Genomic DNA, 17,459 nt, shown 5'->3' on the forward strand with positions numbered 1-17,459 from the left:
CTCAGTCCGGGTCGGTGAACCGCGGTTCGCGCCGGGCCATTCCGGCGTGCACGGCCTCGAGCTGGTTCGGTGAACCGATCAGCTCGACCTGCAGTTTGCTCTCGAGCAACAGCGCGGCCGACGGGTCGGCACCGGTCCATGTCTCGTCGTAGAGGCGCTTCGCGGCGCGGACCGCGTGCGGCGACATCGCCGCGATCTCGTGGGCGAGCTCCAATGCACGGGCGAGTGGGTCGTCGGCAGTACCGGTGACCAGCCCGAGCTCGTGGGCCTCGGCTCCGGAGAGCACACGGCCGGTGAAGGTGAGTTCCTTGGCGACGTCCGCCCGAAGGAGACGCGGAAGCGTCTGGGTGATGCCCATGTCCGGCACCAGACCCCACTTGACCTCCATGATGGACAGTCGCGCATCCGGGGTCGCGTAGCGGATGTCGGCGCCGAGTGCGATCTGCAGGCCACCTCCGAAGCAGTTGCCGTGGATCGCGGTGATCACCGGTGCCTGCACATGGCCCCAGTCGAGAGACACCCGTTGCGCGTGGTTTCCGCGGTCGGCGTCGTCGCGATCCAGCAGTGAGCCGCCGAGTTCGTCACCGCCGAGGGACGAGATGTCGAGGCCGGAACAGAAGCTCTTCCCGGCGCCGTGGACGACGACCGCCCGTACTCGACGATCGGCCGCCAGTTCGCTTGTCACCGCGAGTAACGCATCGAACATCGCGGGGTCCAAGGCATTGTGCTTGTCCGCCCTGTTGAGCGTGACCGTCGCGACTCCCGCATCGTCGACTTCGAGCAGAATCCGTTGTTCCGTCATCGTCTTCACCACCTCGCCGTGTGTCGTCCGCCGTGCAATGAGCCCGGCCGCGTACTCCGAGCGCTTACACTACGGCCGTGGCGGAATCTGTCTGGGAATTCACCGAATCCGATGGTTCGGTTGTCGTGCACACCGACGTGGGCGGGCGGGCGGCGCGCACCGGCCACCGGCTGACGATCGCGATGCGCACCTGGTCGGCGTCGGTGACACTGACCGACCTCGTGCCGACGGATCTCAAGGCCACGGTCTCGGTCGACTCGTTGCATGTGGAATCCGGGGAAGGCGGACTCACCCCGATGACCGGGGCCGAGAAGTCGCTGGCCCGCATGAACGCCCTGAAGTCCATGGACGCCGACAAGTACCCCGAGATCACCTACGAGGCAAGCATATTCAGCGCCACGGACGGCGGTTACCGAGCCGACGGAGTACTGACGATCCACGGCAGGTCACGCCCGCACGCGCTGGACCTACAGGTCGTCGAGGCCCCGGATGGCTGGCGGATCTCGGCCGAGTCCACCGTCACCCAGAGTGACTTCGGGATCAAACCGTACTCCTTGATGATGGGCACACTGAAAGTCGTCGACGACGTCCGCATCGTCGTCGAGGCCGCCCGCACTCGCTGACCTCCGGAGAGACGCACGCCGGGCCGAGTAAGGTTCCGGTGCCTGCCCGATCGGTACGCTCGAGGGTGCCCGATTTGTCGGCCAGGCCGTCTGCGCTCAGCGGCTTGAGCAGGACGAGTCCGTCGGACACATATGAGCTGGAGAAACCCATGGAAGCACTGATCCTGATCGCCGTCATAGTCCTGATCGTCGTCGCGGTGGTGGTCGTCGCACAGCAGCGCTCCGGGGCCAACGCCGCTCGGACCCTGGACGATGCGAAGGCCGACGCGAGGCAAGCGATCGAACGTCTCGGCGGGCAGGTGTTCATGCTGGTGGGCGACGGACCGGCCTCAAAGCAGGCTCTCGCCGACGCCGGGGAGCGCTATACCGCGGCGGGGTCACAGATCGAGCAGGCCAACTCGCCCGCGCAGGCGCGCCTGGCCAAGCAGACCGCGATCGAGGGTCTCTACTACATCCGTGCGGCGCGGGTCGCGATGAACCTCGATCCCGGTCCCGCCATCCCCGAACTCGAGGGTCAGCAGAGCGCAGGCAAGGTCACCGAGGATCGGAAGGTCGAGTTCGAAGGCCGTCAGGTCGAGGCGTCGCCCAACCCGTCTGATCGGACGCCGAACTACTACCCGGGCGGCCGCGTCGCCGGACGCCCGGTTCCGGCCGGTTGGTACTCCGAGCCCTGGTGGCGGCCGGCACTCGTGGCGGGTGCCTGGGGAGTCGGGTCGATGTTCCTGTTCTCCGCGATGTTCTCCGGTATGGCCGGCGTTCCGTACGACGCTCAGGGCTTCGAGAACGGTGTCGGTGACGGATCCGACATGGGCGCCATCGACGGCGGCGCCGGAGGGGACGACTTCGGAGGTGATGCCGGCGGCGACGGCGGTTTCGGCGCAGACGGTGGTTTCGGCGGAGACGGTGGCGGCTTCGGAGACTTCGGGGGCGGCGGTTTCGACTTCTGATCGACTGTCGGACCTTCACACAGCCCTGATCACCGGTGGCCGGCGCGCGCGTAGCGATCGGCCAGGACGCCCAGGTGTTCGACCAGTTCGGCGGGGCGCTCGACCTCGAAGTCGACGTCGAGTCGTGTCAGGGTCGCAGCGACCCCGGTGAGGCTCTGTCCCCCGAGTATTGCGCGACAATTCTCGTCGTCGATCGGTGAGATCGTCCCCTCCGCAGGCGCCACCTTGCCTGCCACCTCGTCTGCGCCGGCGTGGAGAATCACTGACGCGCGGTGGGCCCAGTGCGGTTCGCGGAGACGATTGCCGACGTATACGGCGATGTCGTCGGCCGGCAGCGCCCGCTCGGCGAATCGCGGCCCGAAATGCGGGTTACGCGGCGCGATCTGCTCTACGGCAAAGAGTTCCCAGTCGGTCTTCCCGACGTCGTATCCGAGGAGGTACCAGCGATGCCCACGGTTGACGAGCCGATAGGGCTCGACGTCGTGGGTGGTGAGGTCGTCGGGGTCGTAGGTGAATCGAAATCGCTCGTGCCTGCGACAGGCCTCGGCCAGTGTGGTCAGTCGCGTGGGATCGGTGATCGGGATCGGTTCCTCGTGGGGGAGCGGAACCATGAAGTGACTGAGATCGCGGACGTGCTGACGGAGCCAATCCGGCAGCGTCCCTTCCAGTTTCGTGAGGGCACGCAGTGAGGTCTCTTCCATCCCGCCGATGATGCAGTTCACCCCGGTCCGAAGTCCGACTGCGACAGCGACCGCTTCGTCGGTGTCGAGCAGCAACGGCGGCAATTTGTTGCCGCCGTGCCCGAGCCGGTAGCCACCGATCCCGCCGCGCGTCGCTTCCACGTCATAGCCGAGCTCGCGGAGCTTCTCCATGTCCCTGCGGACGGTCCGCCCGCTCACGCCGAGACGTTGCGACAGCTGGGCGCCCGTCCACTCCTCGTGCCCTTGCAGGAGAGACAGAAGCCTGAGTAGTCGAACCGACATCGACGACATGGGTTCCAGCGTGGCACCGGAATAGGACCTTCGCCAGCCTAATCACCGTTTAGGGTAGCCGCTCATGGCAGTGCCACCGACCAGCTCCGACGAGAGGAAATGCCCATGACCACTGATTACGTGTTCCGAACGGGCTCCGACAACGGCCGAATCCAGGTGGACACGCTTGCTGCGATGCTGGACCCGACGACGACGCGAGCCCTGGCCGAATGTGGTGCGGTGTCGGGCCGGCGGTGCCTGGAGCTCGGCGCAGGCGGCGGTTCGATCAGCCGCTGGCTCGCGAACCGAGTCGGGCCGAACGGAACGGTCGACGCCGTGGACGTCGACACAAGCCATCTCGTCGAAGCACCCGGACTCACTGTGCACACCATGGACCTCAACGACGGACTTCCCGACGGCGGCCCCTACGACCTCATCCACGCCCGCATGTTGATGATGCATCTTCGACGCCGGCGCGAGGTCTTCGATGCACTCGTCGCGAAACTGGCGCCCGGCGGATGGCTGGTCCTCTGCGACGCGACCGGCCTTCCGCCCACCGCCGTGGCAGCCCGGCACGATGCCGATCGCGACCTCTTCGACCGCGTCCTCGAAGCCGGGACAACCCGCGTGGGCCCTGCCGTCGGGATGGATCTGCAGTGGGCCCATGCCGCCGGCGACCACATGCATCGTGCCGGGCTGACAAACGTACGTGAAGAGGAGTTCCGGTTCACCTCACCCGGCGGGTCCGATGGAATGCTCTACTACCGCAGCCTGGTTCAGCAGCTCGAACCCCTCCTGACCACCTTCGGGTTCACCGAGGAGGAACTGTGGCGGCTCGAAAACGTCCTGCTGGACCCGGTTTTCGCGGCGTGGTCGTATCAGTTCGTCATCACCGTCGGTAGGCGACCGCCGACGCCGTGCACGGAATCCTCGCGGGCTCGTGACCGCTGAGGCCGAGCGCGACATCCGTCACACACGCCGTGGTGGGGCAGGGCTTGATGACACCAACGCTTGGTCAGATCCTGGACCGGGAGGGTGCCGACGCAGGCGCTGTCGAGGCCCATCGCCTATCGGGCATGGAGAACGCTAGACGTCGACCGGTTCGATCGACACGGCACTCGCCGTCAGTTCTTCACCGCACCGGTCACATGCCAGGCGCGGACGGAACTCATGACCCGTGCCGCGGTGCGTGAAGATCAGCGCGGGACCTTCGGGAGCACGGAACCAGCGTTGGCCCCAGGTGATCATGAAGACGACAACCGGAAAGAAGGCCACCCCCTTGGGGGTCAGGCGATAACTGACCCAGTCCGGGCGGTCGGGATTGGGTTCGGTGTCGATGGCCCCCAGCCGGACGAATCGCGCCAGCCGATCGGCGACCATTGTCGGTGGAGCGCTGGTCCGTTCGGAGAACTCGCCGAACCGTCGAGCACCAAGGAACAGTGCGCCGAGTATGGCCGCAGACCACCGGTCACCGATGAGCTCCATGGTGTGCGGGATGACCTGGGAAGGCTGTTTGGCTCCCGCCGAGCGTCGTCGAGTGATCGAAGCGGGGACGCTTCGCGGCCAGGCACCGCTCGGGCCGAGGTCTGCGACGACGTCGTGAGCCTCGACGCCTGCGCCGCATTCGCCGCACGTCGTTGCGGGAGAAAAGAACTCGCCGCATCCGGTGTGCCGCATCCGCGGTAGCGGGGGAGTCGCCGGTGGCGCCCACGTCTGCTCCCACGCCCACATCGTCAGCAGTACGGTCCAGATGTCGGCGCCGCGTCGGGTCAGCACGTATTCGTAGCGGTCCGGGCGGTGGGCGTACTGCACACGGTCGAACAGACCCTTGTCGGTGAGCACCCCCAGTCGCGAGGACAACACGGAGTTGGAGATCGCACCCTCGCGCATCCAGTCGCCGTACCGTTTCGCACCTTCGACTGCGTGCCGCAGGATCCACAGGTTCCACTCGTCGCCGAGGATGCCGAGGGTCACCGCGATGGCATTGTCGCCGCCGGGCTCCAGGCTGGTGAAGCTGTCGCGGTCTGGTTCCACCTCGAAGACCTTAGTTCAGGCTCGGCGGGCTACGTCGTCGCCGGTGAGCCGACGACGAAGCTCGCGACCGTCGTGGTGCTCCCGCCGATGTTCAACGTGGCCGCGCGTCGCGCTTCATCGACCTGGTAATCACCTGCGTCGGCGGTGATCTGACGATGGCAATCGAGGAGCATGCGGATTCCGGTGGCACCCACCGGGTGTCCTCCGCCGAGCAGACCGCCGCTGGGGTTCATCGCGACCCGACCGTCGATCTCGAGTTCGCCGGATTCGATCGCCTTCCAGCTCTCGCCCGGTGCGGTGAGTCCGAAGTGGTCGATGGCCATGTATTCACTGGTCGTGAAACAGTCATGGGTCTCGATGACATCGAGGTCGTCGACACCCGCAACGCCTGCCCGACCGAAGGCATCGGAGATCGCCTGGCGGACATGGGGGAACATCAGCTCGTCGTCCGCGCTGCGGGCCAGCTTGTCCTCCAGGAGCAACCCGACGGTGCGATGGCCCCAGCCCAGAATTGCCGACACGCCCGTCGACTCGAGTTCCGGATGCGCTCGTCGGTATCGGTCCGAGACCAGTACGACGCCGGCCCCGCCGTCGGTGAGCGGACCGCAGTCGATCTTGCGGAGGCGACCCTCGACGATCGGGTTGGCGGTGTCGTCAGCGGTGAACGACGCCGGTACGTATTCCCAGCCGCGGGTCTGGGCCAGTGGGTTTCTACGTGCGTTGCGGGAGTTCAACTCCGCGATCTGCCACAGATGCTGCGGATCCAACCCGTAGCGCTTGTCGTACTCCTCGGCGATGCGGCTGAACATGTACGGCCACATGAAGTTCGCGTCTTGGCCTTCTTCGCCGATCCAGGCCGCGCCGGCCATGTTCCGCGCCCCGTCATCGCCCGGGACGTTCTTCTCGAGTTCGGCGCCGACGACGAGCGCACAGTCGTAGCGCCCCGACTCCAGATCTGCCATCGCGGCGAGAATCGCCAGGGACCCGGACGCGCACGCACCCTCGTGCCGGCTCGCTGGGATGTTCCACAGCTCCGGGACGACCGATGCGGGCATGGCGCCGAGGTGCCCCTGGCCGGTGTAGACCTGCCCGAATGCGTTGCCCACATGGATCACGTCGATGTCGTCGACCGGGACACCCGACGCCGACACCGTGCCCGCTACGACCTCATCGAAGAGCTCCGGGAGTCCACGCCCCTCCTTGGTGAGGTTCCGGGCGAAATCGGACTGGTATCCCCCGGTGATCCATACCGTCTTGTCAGTCATCTCCCCGCACGCCTTCCTCACGAATCGAACTACAACAGCGAGAGTATCGACCTCAGGCGGCCCGCGGTAGCCCTTGACAGGTCAACGCAGGTCAGTCACTCTCGTAACTGTAGTGACCGCTCCGAAGGAAGTTGAGTCGATGGAGATCGAGGTTCTGGGCAAGCTGCTGTCGACGCTGCCCGCGGACGACGACCACCCGTATCGCACCGGCCCGTGGCGTCCGCAGACCACCGAGTGGAAGGCCGACGACCTGACGGTCGTCGCCGGCGAGATCCCCGCCGACCTCGACGGCGTGTACCTGCGCAACACCGAGAATCCGCTGCATCCGGCGGTCAAGAACTATCACCCGTTCGACGGCGACGGCATGGTCCACGTCGTGGGTTTCCGTGATGGAAAAGCGTTCTATCGCAACCGTTTCGTGCGCACGGACGGAATGCTGGCGGAGAACGAGGCGCAGCGTCCGCTGTGGGCCGGTACCGCAGAACTGCCCGATTGGGCCGAACGCGAAGACGGCTGGGGTGCCCGGCGACGGATGAAGGATGCGTCGAGCACCGACATCGTGGTGCACCGCGGCACCGCCCTGTCCAGCTTCTGGATGTGCGGCGACCTCTACCGCCTCGATCCGTACTCGGCGAAGACGCTGGGCAAGGAGTCCTGGAACGGCGCTTTTCCGTACCATCTGGGAGTGTCGGCCCATCCCAAGGTCGACGACCGGACGGGCGAGATGCTCTTCTTCAACTACGGCAAGGAAGCGCCGTACATGCACTACGGCGTGGTCGACGAGAACAACGACCTCGTCCACTACGTCGATGTCCCTCTACCCGGTCCACGACTGCCACACGACATGGCGTTCACCGAGAACTACGCCATCCTCAACGACCTGCCCATGTTCTGGGACCCCGAACTGCTGAAGCACGACGTGCACTACCCGCGGTTCCACCGGGACACCCCGTCGCGGTTCGCCGTCATCCCGCGGCGCGGACAGCCCTCCGACATCAAGTGGTTCGAGGCAGACCCGACGTACGTGCTGCATTTCGTCAACGCCTACGAGGTCGGCGAAGAGATCGTGCTCGAAGGGTTCTACCAAGGCGAGCCGGAACCGCCGGCCGACGGCATCACCGACAAATGGCAGCGGGCGTTCCGCTACCTGGCGCTCGATCACTTCCAATCGCGCCTGCACCGCTGGCGGTTCAACATCCGGACCGGTCAGACCACCGAAGAGCGACTCACCGACACGATCACCGAGTTCGGCATGATCAACGGCGGCCACGCCGGCAGCAAACATCGCTATGTGTACGCCGCATCCGGCGTCGACGGATGGTTCCTGTTCAACGGACTCGTCCGCCACGACACCGAGACCGGCGCGGAGGAGTCGTTCCACCTCGGAGACGGGGTGTTCGGCAGCGAGGCGTCGATGGCTCCGCGCGTCGGCAGCACAGGTGAGGACGACGGCTACCTGATCACGCTCACCACCGACATGAACGACGACGCGTCCTACTGCGTGATCTTCGACGCGGCGCGTGTCTCCGACGGCCCGGTGTGCAAACTCGCATTCCCCGAACGTATCTCCAGCGGAACCCATTCCACCTGGGCAGCGGGCAGTGAGCTGCGCCGGTGGCGGGAGACCGACACCGCCGCCGAGGCGGTCGGCCTCTAAGTGAAGACGGTTCGCTCGTCGCTTGCTCGCGACGTCTACGTGTACGACGCCGTCCGCACCCCGAAGGGCCGCGTACGTCGCTCCGGCGGAACACTCGCCGACGTTCCCGCACACGAGTTGCTGGCCGGCCTGTTGCGCGCCCTGGCCGCCCGCGGCCTCGACCCGCACGTCGTCGACGACATGGTCATCGGCACCAGCACCGCGGCCGGGGAACAGGGCAGCGCCATCGCACGCGCCGCATCGCTGTGGGCCGGTTGGCCCGACACCGTGCCCGGCGGCGTGGTCTCCAGGCTGTGTTGCTCCGGGATCGACGCCATCGGATCCGCAACCGCACGGATCGCATCCGGGATGGCCGACGTGGTCGTGGCGGGTGGTGTCGAATCGATGTCGCGCGTGCCGTTGTTGCTCGACAAGCCGGCGTTCGCGTTCGACGGCGACCTCCGCGACCGGACCGGCTTCGTGACGATCGGCGTCTCGGCAGATCTGACCGCCGCCGACGCCGGGATCACCCGCGATGAACTCGACGCCTACGCGGTCCGCTCACATCACCGAGCCGCCAAGGCCCCCACATCCATGTCGGTCGTTCCGGTGATGTCGCGCTGGGCGACCCTCGCCGGCGACGAAGGAGCCCGTGCTGACGCCGACGCCGTCGGATTCGGCGGTCTGCCGACGCTTTTCGGGGACGACCCGTCCTGGGATCTGGTCGCCTCCCGGCTGCCGGATTCGATGCGTCCGGCCGGTGGCCTCCATACCATGGCCACTGCTCCGCAACTTGCCGACGGCGCGTCGGCAGCCCTGCTGGGCGGCGCGAAGTCGGAGCAGACCCTGGGATCGCATCCTCGCGCCCGCATCCTCGCCGTCACCCAGGCAGCGGTCCGGTCGCCCAGACTGACCGCCGCGGTCGACGCCGCGCGAAAAGCACTTGCGCAGACCGGCCTCCGGCCAGACGACCTCGATGTCATCGAGGCGAACGAGTCCTTCGCCGTGTCTCCGATGCTGCTGACCCGCGAACTCGATCTCGACCCCGCCCGGGTCAACCCGAACGGCGGCGCGTGCGCCACCGGACACCCGCTCGGCGCGACCGGTGGTGTGCTGCTGGTGAATGCGCTCGATCACCTGGAGCGCACCGACGGAGAAATCGCTCTGCTCACGATTCCCGGCGGCCTCGGACTCGGCGCCGCAGCGATCGTCCAACGACTCAGGTAGGCCGACGGAATGGCGAGAAACGCCAGTACTATGCAGTGGCCTTGTTGCGGACCGCCGCGAGCTGCGACGCGATCGGTACGCCGAGATCGGCAAGTGCATCCCGGTCGACCGGCAGCCCCTGTGCCAGAACACGTTTGCTGAACATGAACTCTTGCGGTCGATTGACGCAGTCGGCCGCGATCAGTTGCCCCTCCCGCAGGTAGAAACATGCGAACTCACGGTCCGTCGTCGGGTCCCCGCGCAGGACGACGGTGTCGTACCCGGTGTTGAGTCCGGCGATCTGCAGCTTGAGGTCGTACTGATCGGACCAGAACCACGGAAGGGCCGAGATCGCGGTCTCCTTGCCGCACATGGTGGCCGCCGCGACCTTGGCCTGCTCGCCGGCGCTCGGCACCGACTCGAGCCGAGTCTTCCCGTATCGCACGTCGTGGTAGGTGACGCAGTCACCGGCCGCGGTGATCTGGGGATCGCTGGTGCGGCCTTGCGCATCGACGATGATGCCGTCGTCGACGGCGAGCCCGGCCTCGTGCGCCAGTTCGACGTTCGGACGGACACCGATCCCGACGATCACGAAATCCGCCGGGACCGTCTCGCCGTCGGTGAGACGCACCCCGGTCACGCGGTCCGCGCCGGCGCCACTCTCGTCACCCTCGAAGCCGACGACGGCCGCATCGGTCTTGATGTGGACGCCCTCTGCTTCGTGGATCCGACGAAAGAAGTCGGAGACCTCCGGGGCCGTAACCCGCCGCAGGACACGGTCCGCTGCCTCGACGACGGTGACGTCGAGACCGAGTTTGCGCAGCGAAGCCGCAGTTTCGAGTCCGATGTAACCACCGCCCACGATCACGGCGCGCCTGCTGCCCGGAACGTCGGCGCGGATCGCCTCGACATCCTCGGCGGTCCGCAGGTAGTACACGCCACGGAGTTCGGCTCCCGGAATCCCCAGGCGCACAGGGCTGGCACCGGTACACAGCGCGAGTCGGTCATACGACACCGAGTCGCCATCGCCCAGAACGACGCGCTGCTCGGCACGATCTATGTGTTCTACCCGGGCACGACGAATCCGGATGTTCTGCTTGTCGTAGAACTCGTTTCCGCGGATCAGCAGGTCATCGATCCCGACAGTGTCCGCAAGGTACGTCTTGGACATCGGCGGCCGGTGGTAGGGCAGGTACGGCTCATCGCCGATCAGGACGATGTCACCGTCCCAACCCGACGACCGCAGCTGGGCACTCAGTTGGGCGCCGGCGTGGCTGGCGCCGATCACGACGGCACGTCCCGAGGTCATGACGGTGTCTTCGGCGTGAGTTCGACCATCAGCTTGCTGTACCCACGGACGAAGTTGGACTGCACGTACTCGGGCTCCTCGAGCACCTTGATGTCGTCGAAGCGGTGCAGCAGTTCCTCCCAGAGGATCCGGAGCTGCAGTTCGGCGAGACGGTTGCCCATGCACCGGTGCACGCCGTATCCGAAGGCCATGTGGTTCCGCGCATTCGGGCGGTCGATGATGAGCTCGTCGGCTCGCTCGAACTTGCTCTCGTCCCGGTTGCCTGAGGCGTACCACATCACCAGCTTGTCGCCCTTGCGGATGAACTGCCCGTTGAGGATGGTGTCCTTCGTGGCGACCCGCCGCATGTAGGCCAGCGGAGTCTGCCAGCGGATGATCTCCGAGACCATGTTGGGGATGAGGCTCGGGTCGGCCTTGAGCTTGTCGAATTCGCCGGGGAACTTGTTCAGTGCGTAGACACCGCCCGACATCGAGTTGCGCGTGGTGTCGTTTCCGCCGACGATCAGCAGCGTCAGATTGCCGATGAACTCCATCGGCCGCTTCACCAGGTCCTTGGTCTTCTCATTGGACTGCAGCATGCTGATGAGATCGAATCCCGGTGCCTCCCCGGCCTCCAGACGCGCAGCCTTGTCATGCCACAGTTCGGCGAACGCGCGGACCATCTCCAGAGCGGCCTGGAACACGACGTCGGGGTCGCTGCTGCCGCCGGTCGCCTCCTCGCTGCCGGCCGCCAGGTCGGACCAGCGCACCAGCTTACGGCGTTCGTCGTACGGGAAGTCGAGGATCGTCGCGAGCGTCCGCGCCGTGATCTCGACCGAGACCCGATCGACCCAGTTGAACGGTTCGCCGACGGGAAGGTTGTCGAGAACCTCGCACACGCGTTCCCGGATCAGCCCTTCCATCTCCTTGAGGTTCTTCGGTGCCACGACGCCCTGAACCGCCCGGCGCTGCTCGTCGTGTCGGGGCGGGTCCATCGCGATGAACATCTCGACGTCGAGACCCGGTGGGGGAGTGCCGATCACGATGAAGGGTTCGGCCGAGAAGGTTTCATGGTCCTTGTCGACGGTGAGGATGTCGTCGTACCGGGTCACCGACCAGAACGGGCCGAAACGACTGCTCGCCTGATAGTGGACCGGCGCCTCGTCGCGAAGGCGGGCGAAGTAGGGAATCCACTGACCCTGCCGGTACATGAACGGGTTGCTCATGTCGATCTCGTCCAGACCGACTTGGTCCACCGGCGGGATGGGCTTCTCCACATAGGATTCCGGCCGCGTCTCGCCGAGCAGCCGAGCGCGGGTCTTGTGGAAGAGCTGGAGGCCCTGAACCTGACGGTCCAACGGGATGTTCGCCTGCACCGTCTCAACGACGCGGTCGAGGATCTGCATCAGTGGTTCTCCGATCGGTTCAGAACTGGAATTCGGGAAGATTGACGACGAGACCGTCGTGTACGGCGGAGAGTGCGATCTGACACGACAGTCGCGAGTTCTCCTGACAGTCAGGATTCATCTCGAGCATCTGCGCTTCGGTGGCGTTGCGACTGCCGGTCGCGGCGGCCCACTGGTGGTCGATCATCACGTGGCAGGTGCCGCAGGCAGCGTCTCCGCCGCAATCGCCATCGATTCCCGACACCGCGTTGTCGGTCGCGACCTGCATCAGGTTCTGACCCTCGACGAACGGGACTTCCTGCTTTTCTCCGTCGTAGGTGATGAAGGTGACGGTGGCCATGAGTTCCTCCTTGAATACCGCCCTGGGCTGTGACGGTCACCACTAGGTGTTGGCAGTGTCAACATAGAATGAACCACGATGTTGTCCCTGTCAACATCCATTGGCATGAAAGGAGGTCGTGTCGGGTTCACCCAGGTCGGGGGACTGGCCCAACCTCGGTAGAGTGACCGCCATGGCATCGGAGCGCACCACCTATCACCACGGCAACCTTCGCAATGCCCTCATCGACGAGGCATGGGAGCTGGCGCGCAGTAGTGCTCCCGAGAAGGTGACCATCCGCGAGGTGGCGCGGCGCGCCGGCGTTTCCCACAACGCCGCCTATCGGCATTTCGCCGATCGTCAGGAGCTGATGACGTCGATTGCCGACCGCGCCCTCGCAACACTCGCCGATCTGATGCGCCAGCGGATCGCGACGGTCTCCGATGACGAGGCACCCGAGGAGGTCGCGCGCTCCCGATTCCGTGAGACCGCGCGAGCTTATGCCCTGTTCGCAATCGACGAACCGCATCTGTTCCAGGTCGCCTTTCACGCCGAGTTCTCCCGACCGGGCGTCAATCCCGACGTGTCGGCGCGCCGCGACGGCCCATACGCCATCCTGCACAGCGTCCTCGACGAGATGGTGACCGTGGGAGAGATCCCGCCCGAACGCCGCCCGGACTCCGAGATCGTCTGCTGGGCAGCGGTTCACGGATTCGCCGAGCTCTGCATCAAGGGACCTCTCGGACTGTTGCCCGAGGCCGAACGCGAGAACTACTTCGATCGGCTCATCGGCACGATCCTGCACGGACTCAAGGCGCCGCTCACCTGACACCGGCCGCCGATGGCGCTCATCGCGGATGACCCGTCATGAACTTCTGTGTCGCACGACGATTCGACTTCTTCCGGATTGCCCACCCGCGGCGTCGAGCTGACGTATGTTCACCTGAACCCAATGCCGAGGGAATCGGGTGTCTCCGCACGGGCGAGTCCGCAGTCGATGCACTGCTGCGGAACGATCGGACACTGCGGAAGAGGTACCGGATGTCAGCCAGGGGTCGCCGGAGCCGAACGACGCGCATGATCGCGGCCATCACCGTCAGCGGGCTGGCGGCCGTCGGAACCGCTTGCGCCCAGCCCACCGACGCGGGCACAGGGGAGTCGCTGCGGATCGTGCTGGGTTCGCCCCCGCCGGCGTCGCAGATACCGCTGGTGTACGGCGTCGGGGAGTACGGACGCGATTCCGGGCTGGACCTCAGCGTCGACGGGAACGTGACGATCACCGGCACTCACACCGACGCGGTGAAGACCTTGTCCGACGGCGATGCCGAGGTTCTCGCAACGTCGTTCTCGGCGATTCTCGATGCGCGGGAGCGGGGCGAGGATCTGAAGGTGTTCTGCCCATACGTCAGCATGGACGACTTCGTCCTGGCCGGCGCCAATGGCGTCGACACGGCCGGCCAGCTGTTCGAGCCATCGACCCGGGTGGGCGTCGACAGCCCGGGCGGCGCAGGGGCCATCGTTTTGAATGCGCTGTTGAGCGGCATCGGTGAGGCGCGTGACGTGCACGAGATCCCGAATCCGCGAATCATCGAAAACGCAACCGCCCGAACGGAAGCCTGGGCCACCGGACAGCTCGACGCCACCGTCATTCACGACACGCAGTTCGACGCCGCCCGATCGACGGTGGACCGACCGGTGTTGATCGCCACGCTCTACGAGAACGCCCCAGGTTTCCTCAAGGTGGCCCAGGCCGCCGAGGCGGGCTGGCTCGCACAGAACAGAGAACTGGCCGCGCGATACTGTGCCACCACGCTGCGGGCGATGACAACGCTGAAGAGCGACTTCGCACTGTTTCGAGCGGCGGTCGGCGAGTACGTCGACGAACCTCCGTCCGAACAATCGCTTCGAGAGCTCTACGACCTCATCCAGAAATATCCGTTCTGGACAGAGGATGGCGGGCTCTCCGACGACAGCGTGGGGTTCATGATCGACATCGCGACCGAGTCGGGCGTCCTGACCCAGCCGATGAACGCCGGCGATGTCGTCGACCGGGAGGCGCTACGTCGGGCGGTGGAGCTCGCGAACACGCCGTCGAGAGGGTAGCCCTACGGCTTCTCGGAGGGCACGTCATTGCGGTCCGAGTCGGGCCCGGGCGCTCGGCGTTCCTGCTCGACCAGTTCCTTGGTCTGCAGCAGACGTAGGGCCGTTACCAGCACGATGCCACCGATGATGTTGAACGCCACGGTGTACCAGAACCACGACAACCAACCGACGACGGTGACGCCGCCGCCGACCTGGATCGCACCGAAGATGAGCAGCGAGTCGAGGACGGAATGGAACAGCTGTAGACCCGCGAGCAGAAACGCCGTTCCGACAGTCGCCGCGATCTTGGCCGGGTCGGACGACGTGCCCTGCTGCATCCGGGTCAGCAGAGTCATGACGGCTCCACCGAGGACCGCCAGGCAGATGCTCTGCAACGACAACGGGGCGTCGACGAAGTGATGTGCCGACTCTGACAGCGTCTCGTTCCATTCCGGAAACGATCGCGTGATGAGCCACATGATGACCCAGCCGCCGAGGAGGTTGGCCAGCAGCGTACCGACCCAGAGCTTGATCAGCTGAAGGACAGATCCCTTACGCGCCACCACCGCGGCGATGGGCATCAGGAAGTCCTCGGTGAACAGCTCGCTGTGCGCGAGGTAGATCGCGATGAGTCCGATACTGAAGGCGAGGCCGCCCAAGAGGTGGCTGCCTGTCTCGTGGACGACGGCCAGCATCGCCATGACACCGAGTCCGACCTCCAGCCCGCCGAAGAAGCCGGTGATGAGCACTGTGCGCACCGCCCGGTACAGGCGTTCGGTGCCCTCGGTCACGACTTCGTCGAAACTCTCCTCGAGCTGCTGTTCGAGGGGGCCGTCCGCGCGACCGGCCGCGCGCCGATCGTCCTCGTGGTCGCGCTGGTTCGCGGTCATCGCGATTCCTCTCGGAACGCGGGGCAGGCGGCACGCGCCGCCCCTGGGCGGTCCCGCGCTGCTGCAGGTGCGACCCGAATGCTACGCGTCGTCGACGACCATGCAGGGGAACCGACCGGTGCGCAAACGGCGTGTTTCACCGGCGATCAGGGGCATGCGGCGCGAAGGGGCATCCGAACGGGTTGTGGCCCAGCGGTTTACGATCCGCGGACTGCTGCCGCGAGGAGCGTCAGGCCGGCTCCAGCGCCCGGTTCGCCTTCTCCAGAGCGGCGAGCGTCCGCAGGATCGAATCCCGCTTCGCGGTCAGGTCCGACACCTTGGCCTTGCCACTCAAGCCGGAGTCCTTCTGCGCGATCGTCAGGCGTTCCTCGATCTCGGCGAGCTGCGCCAGCAGGTTCTTGGCGCGGCTCATGAGTTCGGCGCGGTCCGGCCGGGTGACCCCGGACTTGTCGTTCTGGGTCTTGGGGGCCGGCGTCTTGCTGCTCGCCTTCGGCGCGGTGGTCGCGGTGCGGGTCGCAACGCGCTGTCCCGGCTTGGACTTGCTGCGCGTAGGCGTCTGCGAGCGGGTCTGGTTCAGCAGCACCCGGGCCTCGCGCGCGGCCACGCGGTGTTCGTGTTCCTCCTCGTCCTCGGAGGCGAGCGATCCACCCAAGGGCCGCAGACCGTACAGGCCGACGAACTCGCGGGCCGCAGCGATGGTCTGTTCTGCAGTGCGGCACCGCCCGCACCGCGGTTCGCCACGGAGTTCGGCGATGTCCTCGGTGGACGAGCACCACACGCAAACATGCGAAGTGAGGTCGGTCATGAAAGCATCGTCAGCAGCGGAATTCACGTGAGAAAAGACTACGGCACATGGCTTTTCGTTCTGCAGCGGGGTTGCACCCTCACTCCGACGGGTGGTCCGGAGGACGATCTTCCGAGGACGCCGCCGCCTCGATGACCTCCGCAAAGGGCGACGATGTCTTCGCCGCGACCCATGACAGTCGACGGCGGCGACTGTCATGGGTCGCCCAGACGGTATCTAGCCGTCCAGGATGCGCGCGTCACTGTCCGCGAGTTGGTCGCGTGAGGTGTCCTTGAGCGCGACTCCGGATCTCCCGAGTTTGCGGGCGCCGTCCACCAGGGCCGCGGTGATCGCGGCGGCGGTCGTGTAGTCGAGACCGTCGGGCGGGTGGATGTTGGAGATGCAGTTGCGATCAGCGTCATGGCGTCCCGCCTGCGGGAGATGGGTGAGGTAGATACCGAGACTGTCGGCGACCGAGAGCCCGGGGCGTTCGCCGATGATCATGATCATCGTCTGGGCACGGAGGGCTTCGCCGATGTGGTCGCCGAGTGCGACCCGGGCCTGGGTCGCGATCACCGGGGGAGCGAGCGAGTAGCGCTCGCCGAGGGTGTCGAGGAGCGCGTCGAGCAGTCCCCGTCCGTGGTCGGCGAGTGCGCGCGGTGAGAGTCCGTCGGCCAGCACGATGGCGAGGTCGGCGCCGGTGTCGGGCAGATGAGACAGGTCCGCGGGCTGCCGTCCGAGATCCGGTCGCCTCAGGTACTCGCCGCGGGAGTCGGCCCGGCTCTGCACATGCAGTGCTGGTTCCATGTCGAGTTCGCTGATCTGCCGGGTCAGGTCGTCGACGTCGAGAGGTTCGTGCACGGCGTCGCGCGCAGCGGAATGAGCAGCCTTGAACTCCAGCACTCGACGCGAGCGGAGTGAATTCCCGGCCCGGCCCAGGCCGATCCGCGCCTGCGTGGTCAGTCGTAGGTCGGCCCAATGGTCCTCGGCCGGTTGATCGGCGGCGTTCATCGGGCCACCGTCAGCGAACGCAAGGGAGAGTTGACCACGTCGACCGGCAGGATCCGCCCATCGGTGTCGGCCATCCCGAGCCCCGCCAGCCAGGTCTCGAATTCGGGAGCGGGTCGGAGGCCGAGTGCCTGACGCACGTAGAGCGCATCGTGGAAGGACAGACTTTGGTAGCCGAGCATGACGTCGTCGGCGCCG

18 protein-coding genes are annotated in these 17,459 nt (G+C 66.2%); 7 read left to right on the forward strand and 11 right to left on the reverse strand.

All coding sequences use genetic code 11. The features are described 5' to 3' along the window. Nucleotide 1 precedes the first annotated feature (1 nt). Nucleotides 2-802: a crotonase/enoyl-CoA hydratase family protein gene (locus tag OK17_RS03380; RefSeq protein ID WP_461416665.1), complete on the reverse strand. Its 801-nt coding sequence runs from the start codon at nt 800-802 to the stop codon at nt 2-4. A gap of 77 nt (nt 803-879) precedes the next feature. Here OK17_RS03380 and OK17_RS03385 point away from each other — a divergent pair, with 77 nt between their 5' ends. After that, entirely contained in the window at nt 880-1,425 is a 546-nt protein-coding gene (locus OK17_RS03385; protein ID WP_461416666.1) for a YceI family protein, read from the forward strand. Between the two features lie 149 nt (nt 1,426-1,574). Continuing rightward, the gene (locus tag OK17_RS03390) at nt 1,575-2,372 is read left to right on the forward strand and encodes a DUF1542 domain-containing protein (RefSeq protein WP_461416667.1); all 798 of its coding nucleotides are present in this window, start codon (nt 1,575-1,577) and stop codon (nt 2,370-2,372) included. Between the two features lie 29 nt (nt 2,373-2,401). Here OK17_RS03390 and OK17_RS03395 read toward each other — a convergent pair whose 3' ends face one another. Continuing rightward, complete coding sequence (locus OK17_RS03395) at nt 2,402-3,364, reverse strand: helix-turn-helix transcriptional regulator (RefSeq protein WP_308195912.1); 963 nt, start codon at nt 3,362-3,364, stop codon at nt 2,402-2,404. 105 nt (nt 3,365-3,469) lie between these two features. Between OK17_RS03395 and OK17_RS03400 the strand changes: the two genes are divergently transcribed. After that, nucleotides 3,470-4,294 (forward strand): class I SAM-dependent methyltransferase, encoded by an 825-nt coding sequence (locus OK17_RS03400; RefSeq protein ID WP_232715334.1) that lies wholly within the window; start codon nt 3,470-3,472, stop codon nt 4,292-4,294. A gap of 135 nt (nt 4,295-4,429) precedes the next feature. Here OK17_RS03400 and OK17_RS03405 read toward each other — a convergent pair whose 3' ends face one another. Next, nucleotides 4,430-5,377 carry a winged helix-turn-helix transcriptional regulator gene (locus tag OK17_RS03405; protein ID WP_461416668.1) on the reverse strand — a complete coding sequence of 316 codons (948 nt, stop codon included), beginning with the start codon at nt 5,375-5,377 and terminating at the stop codon, nt 4,430-4,432. 29 nt (nt 5,378-5,406) lie between these two features. Continuing rightward, nucleotides 5,407-6,642 carry an acetyl-CoA acetyltransferase gene (locus tag OK17_RS03410; RefSeq protein ID WP_461416669.1) on the reverse strand — a complete coding sequence of 412 codons (1,236 nt, stop codon included), beginning with the start codon at nt 6,640-6,642 and terminating at the stop codon, nt 5,407-5,409. A gap of 139 nt (nt 6,643-6,781) precedes the next feature. Between OK17_RS03410 and OK17_RS03415 the strand changes: the two genes are divergently transcribed. Together OK17_RS03415 and OK17_RS03420 are read left to right on the forward strand one after the other, a co-directional pair. Further along, complete coding sequence (locus tag OK17_RS03415) at nt 6,782-8,299, forward strand: carotenoid oxygenase family protein (RefSeq protein WP_461416670.1); 1,518 nt, start codon at nt 6,782-6,784, stop codon at nt 8,297-8,299. After that, nucleotides 8,300-9,505, forward strand: coding sequence for a thiolase family protein (locus tag OK17_RS03420; RefSeq protein WP_461416671.1), 1,206 nt, complete (start codon nt 8,300-8,302; stop codon nt 9,503-9,505). Between the two features lie 28 nt (nt 9,506-9,533). Here the strand turns inward: OK17_RS03420 and OK17_RS03425 are convergent, their stop codons facing one another. From OK17_RS03425 to OK17_RS03435, 3 genes are read right to left on the reverse strand one after another with little or no spacing between them, the layout of a single operon-like run. Then, nucleotides 9,534-10,793 carry an NAD(P)/FAD-dependent oxidoreductase gene (locus tag OK17_RS03425; RefSeq protein WP_461416672.1) on the reverse strand — a complete coding sequence of 420 codons (1,260 nt, stop codon included), beginning with the start codon at nt 10,791-10,793 and terminating at the stop codon, nt 9,534-9,536. After that, complete coding sequence (locus OK17_RS03430) at nt 10,790-12,178, reverse strand: cytochrome P450 (protein WP_232715340.1); 1,389 nt, start codon at nt 12,176-12,178, stop codon at nt 10,790-10,792. The genes OK17_RS03425 and OK17_RS03430 overlap by 4 nt, the downstream gene beginning before the upstream one ends. Before the next feature lie 19 nt (nt 12,179-12,197). After that, nucleotides 12,198-12,518 carry a 2Fe-2S iron-sulfur cluster-binding protein gene (locus OK17_RS03435; RefSeq protein WP_232715341.1) on the reverse strand — a complete coding sequence of 107 codons (321 nt, stop codon included), beginning with the start codon at nt 12,516-12,518 and terminating at the stop codon, nt 12,198-12,200. A gap of 172 nt (nt 12,519-12,690) precedes the next feature. Here OK17_RS03435 and OK17_RS03440 point away from each other — a divergent pair, with 172 nt between their 5' ends. After that, a complete protein-coding gene (locus tag OK17_RS03440; protein WP_232715342.1) occupies nt 12,691-13,326 on the forward strand; it encodes a TetR/AcrR family transcriptional regulator in 636 nt (211 codons plus the stop codon). Between the two features lie 440 nt (nt 13,327-13,766). Continuing rightward, nucleotides 13,767-14,600 (forward strand): substrate-binding domain-containing protein, encoded by an 834-nt coding sequence (locus OK17_RS03445; RefSeq protein WP_461416673.1) that lies wholly within the window; start codon nt 13,767-13,769, stop codon nt 14,598-14,600. 2 nt (nt 14,601-14,602) lie between these two features. Here OK17_RS03445 and OK17_RS03450 read toward each other — a convergent pair whose 3' ends face one another. The 4 genes from OK17_RS03450 to eutB all read right to left on the reverse strand — a co-directional run. Then, nucleotides 14,603-15,469 (reverse strand): formate/nitrite transporter family protein, encoded by an 867-nt coding sequence (locus OK17_RS03450; protein ID WP_461416674.1) that lies wholly within the window; start codon nt 15,467-15,469, stop codon nt 14,603-14,605. A 229-nt stretch (nt 15,470-15,698) separates the two neighbouring features. Beyond that, complete coding sequence (locus tag OK17_RS03455; protein ID WP_461416675.1) at nt 15,699-16,274, reverse strand: hypothetical protein; 576 nt, start codon at nt 16,272-16,274, stop codon at nt 15,699-15,701. Between the two features lie 216 nt (nt 16,275-16,490). Further along, nucleotides 16,491-17,264 (reverse strand): ethanolamine ammonia-lyase subunit EutC, encoded by a 774-nt coding sequence (eutC, locus tag OK17_RS03460; protein ID WP_461416676.1) that lies wholly within the window; start codon nt 17,262-17,264, stop codon nt 16,491-16,493. Then, a partial coding sequence (gene eutB / locus OK17_RS03465) for an ethanolamine ammonia-lyase subunit EutB (RefSeq protein WP_461416677.1) occupies nt 17,261-17,459 on the reverse strand: 199 nt, incomplete at its 5' end. The genes eutB and eutC, both read right to left, overlap by 4 nt.

The sequence above is a fragment of the Gordonia sp. GN26 genome, assembly GCF_054823965.1.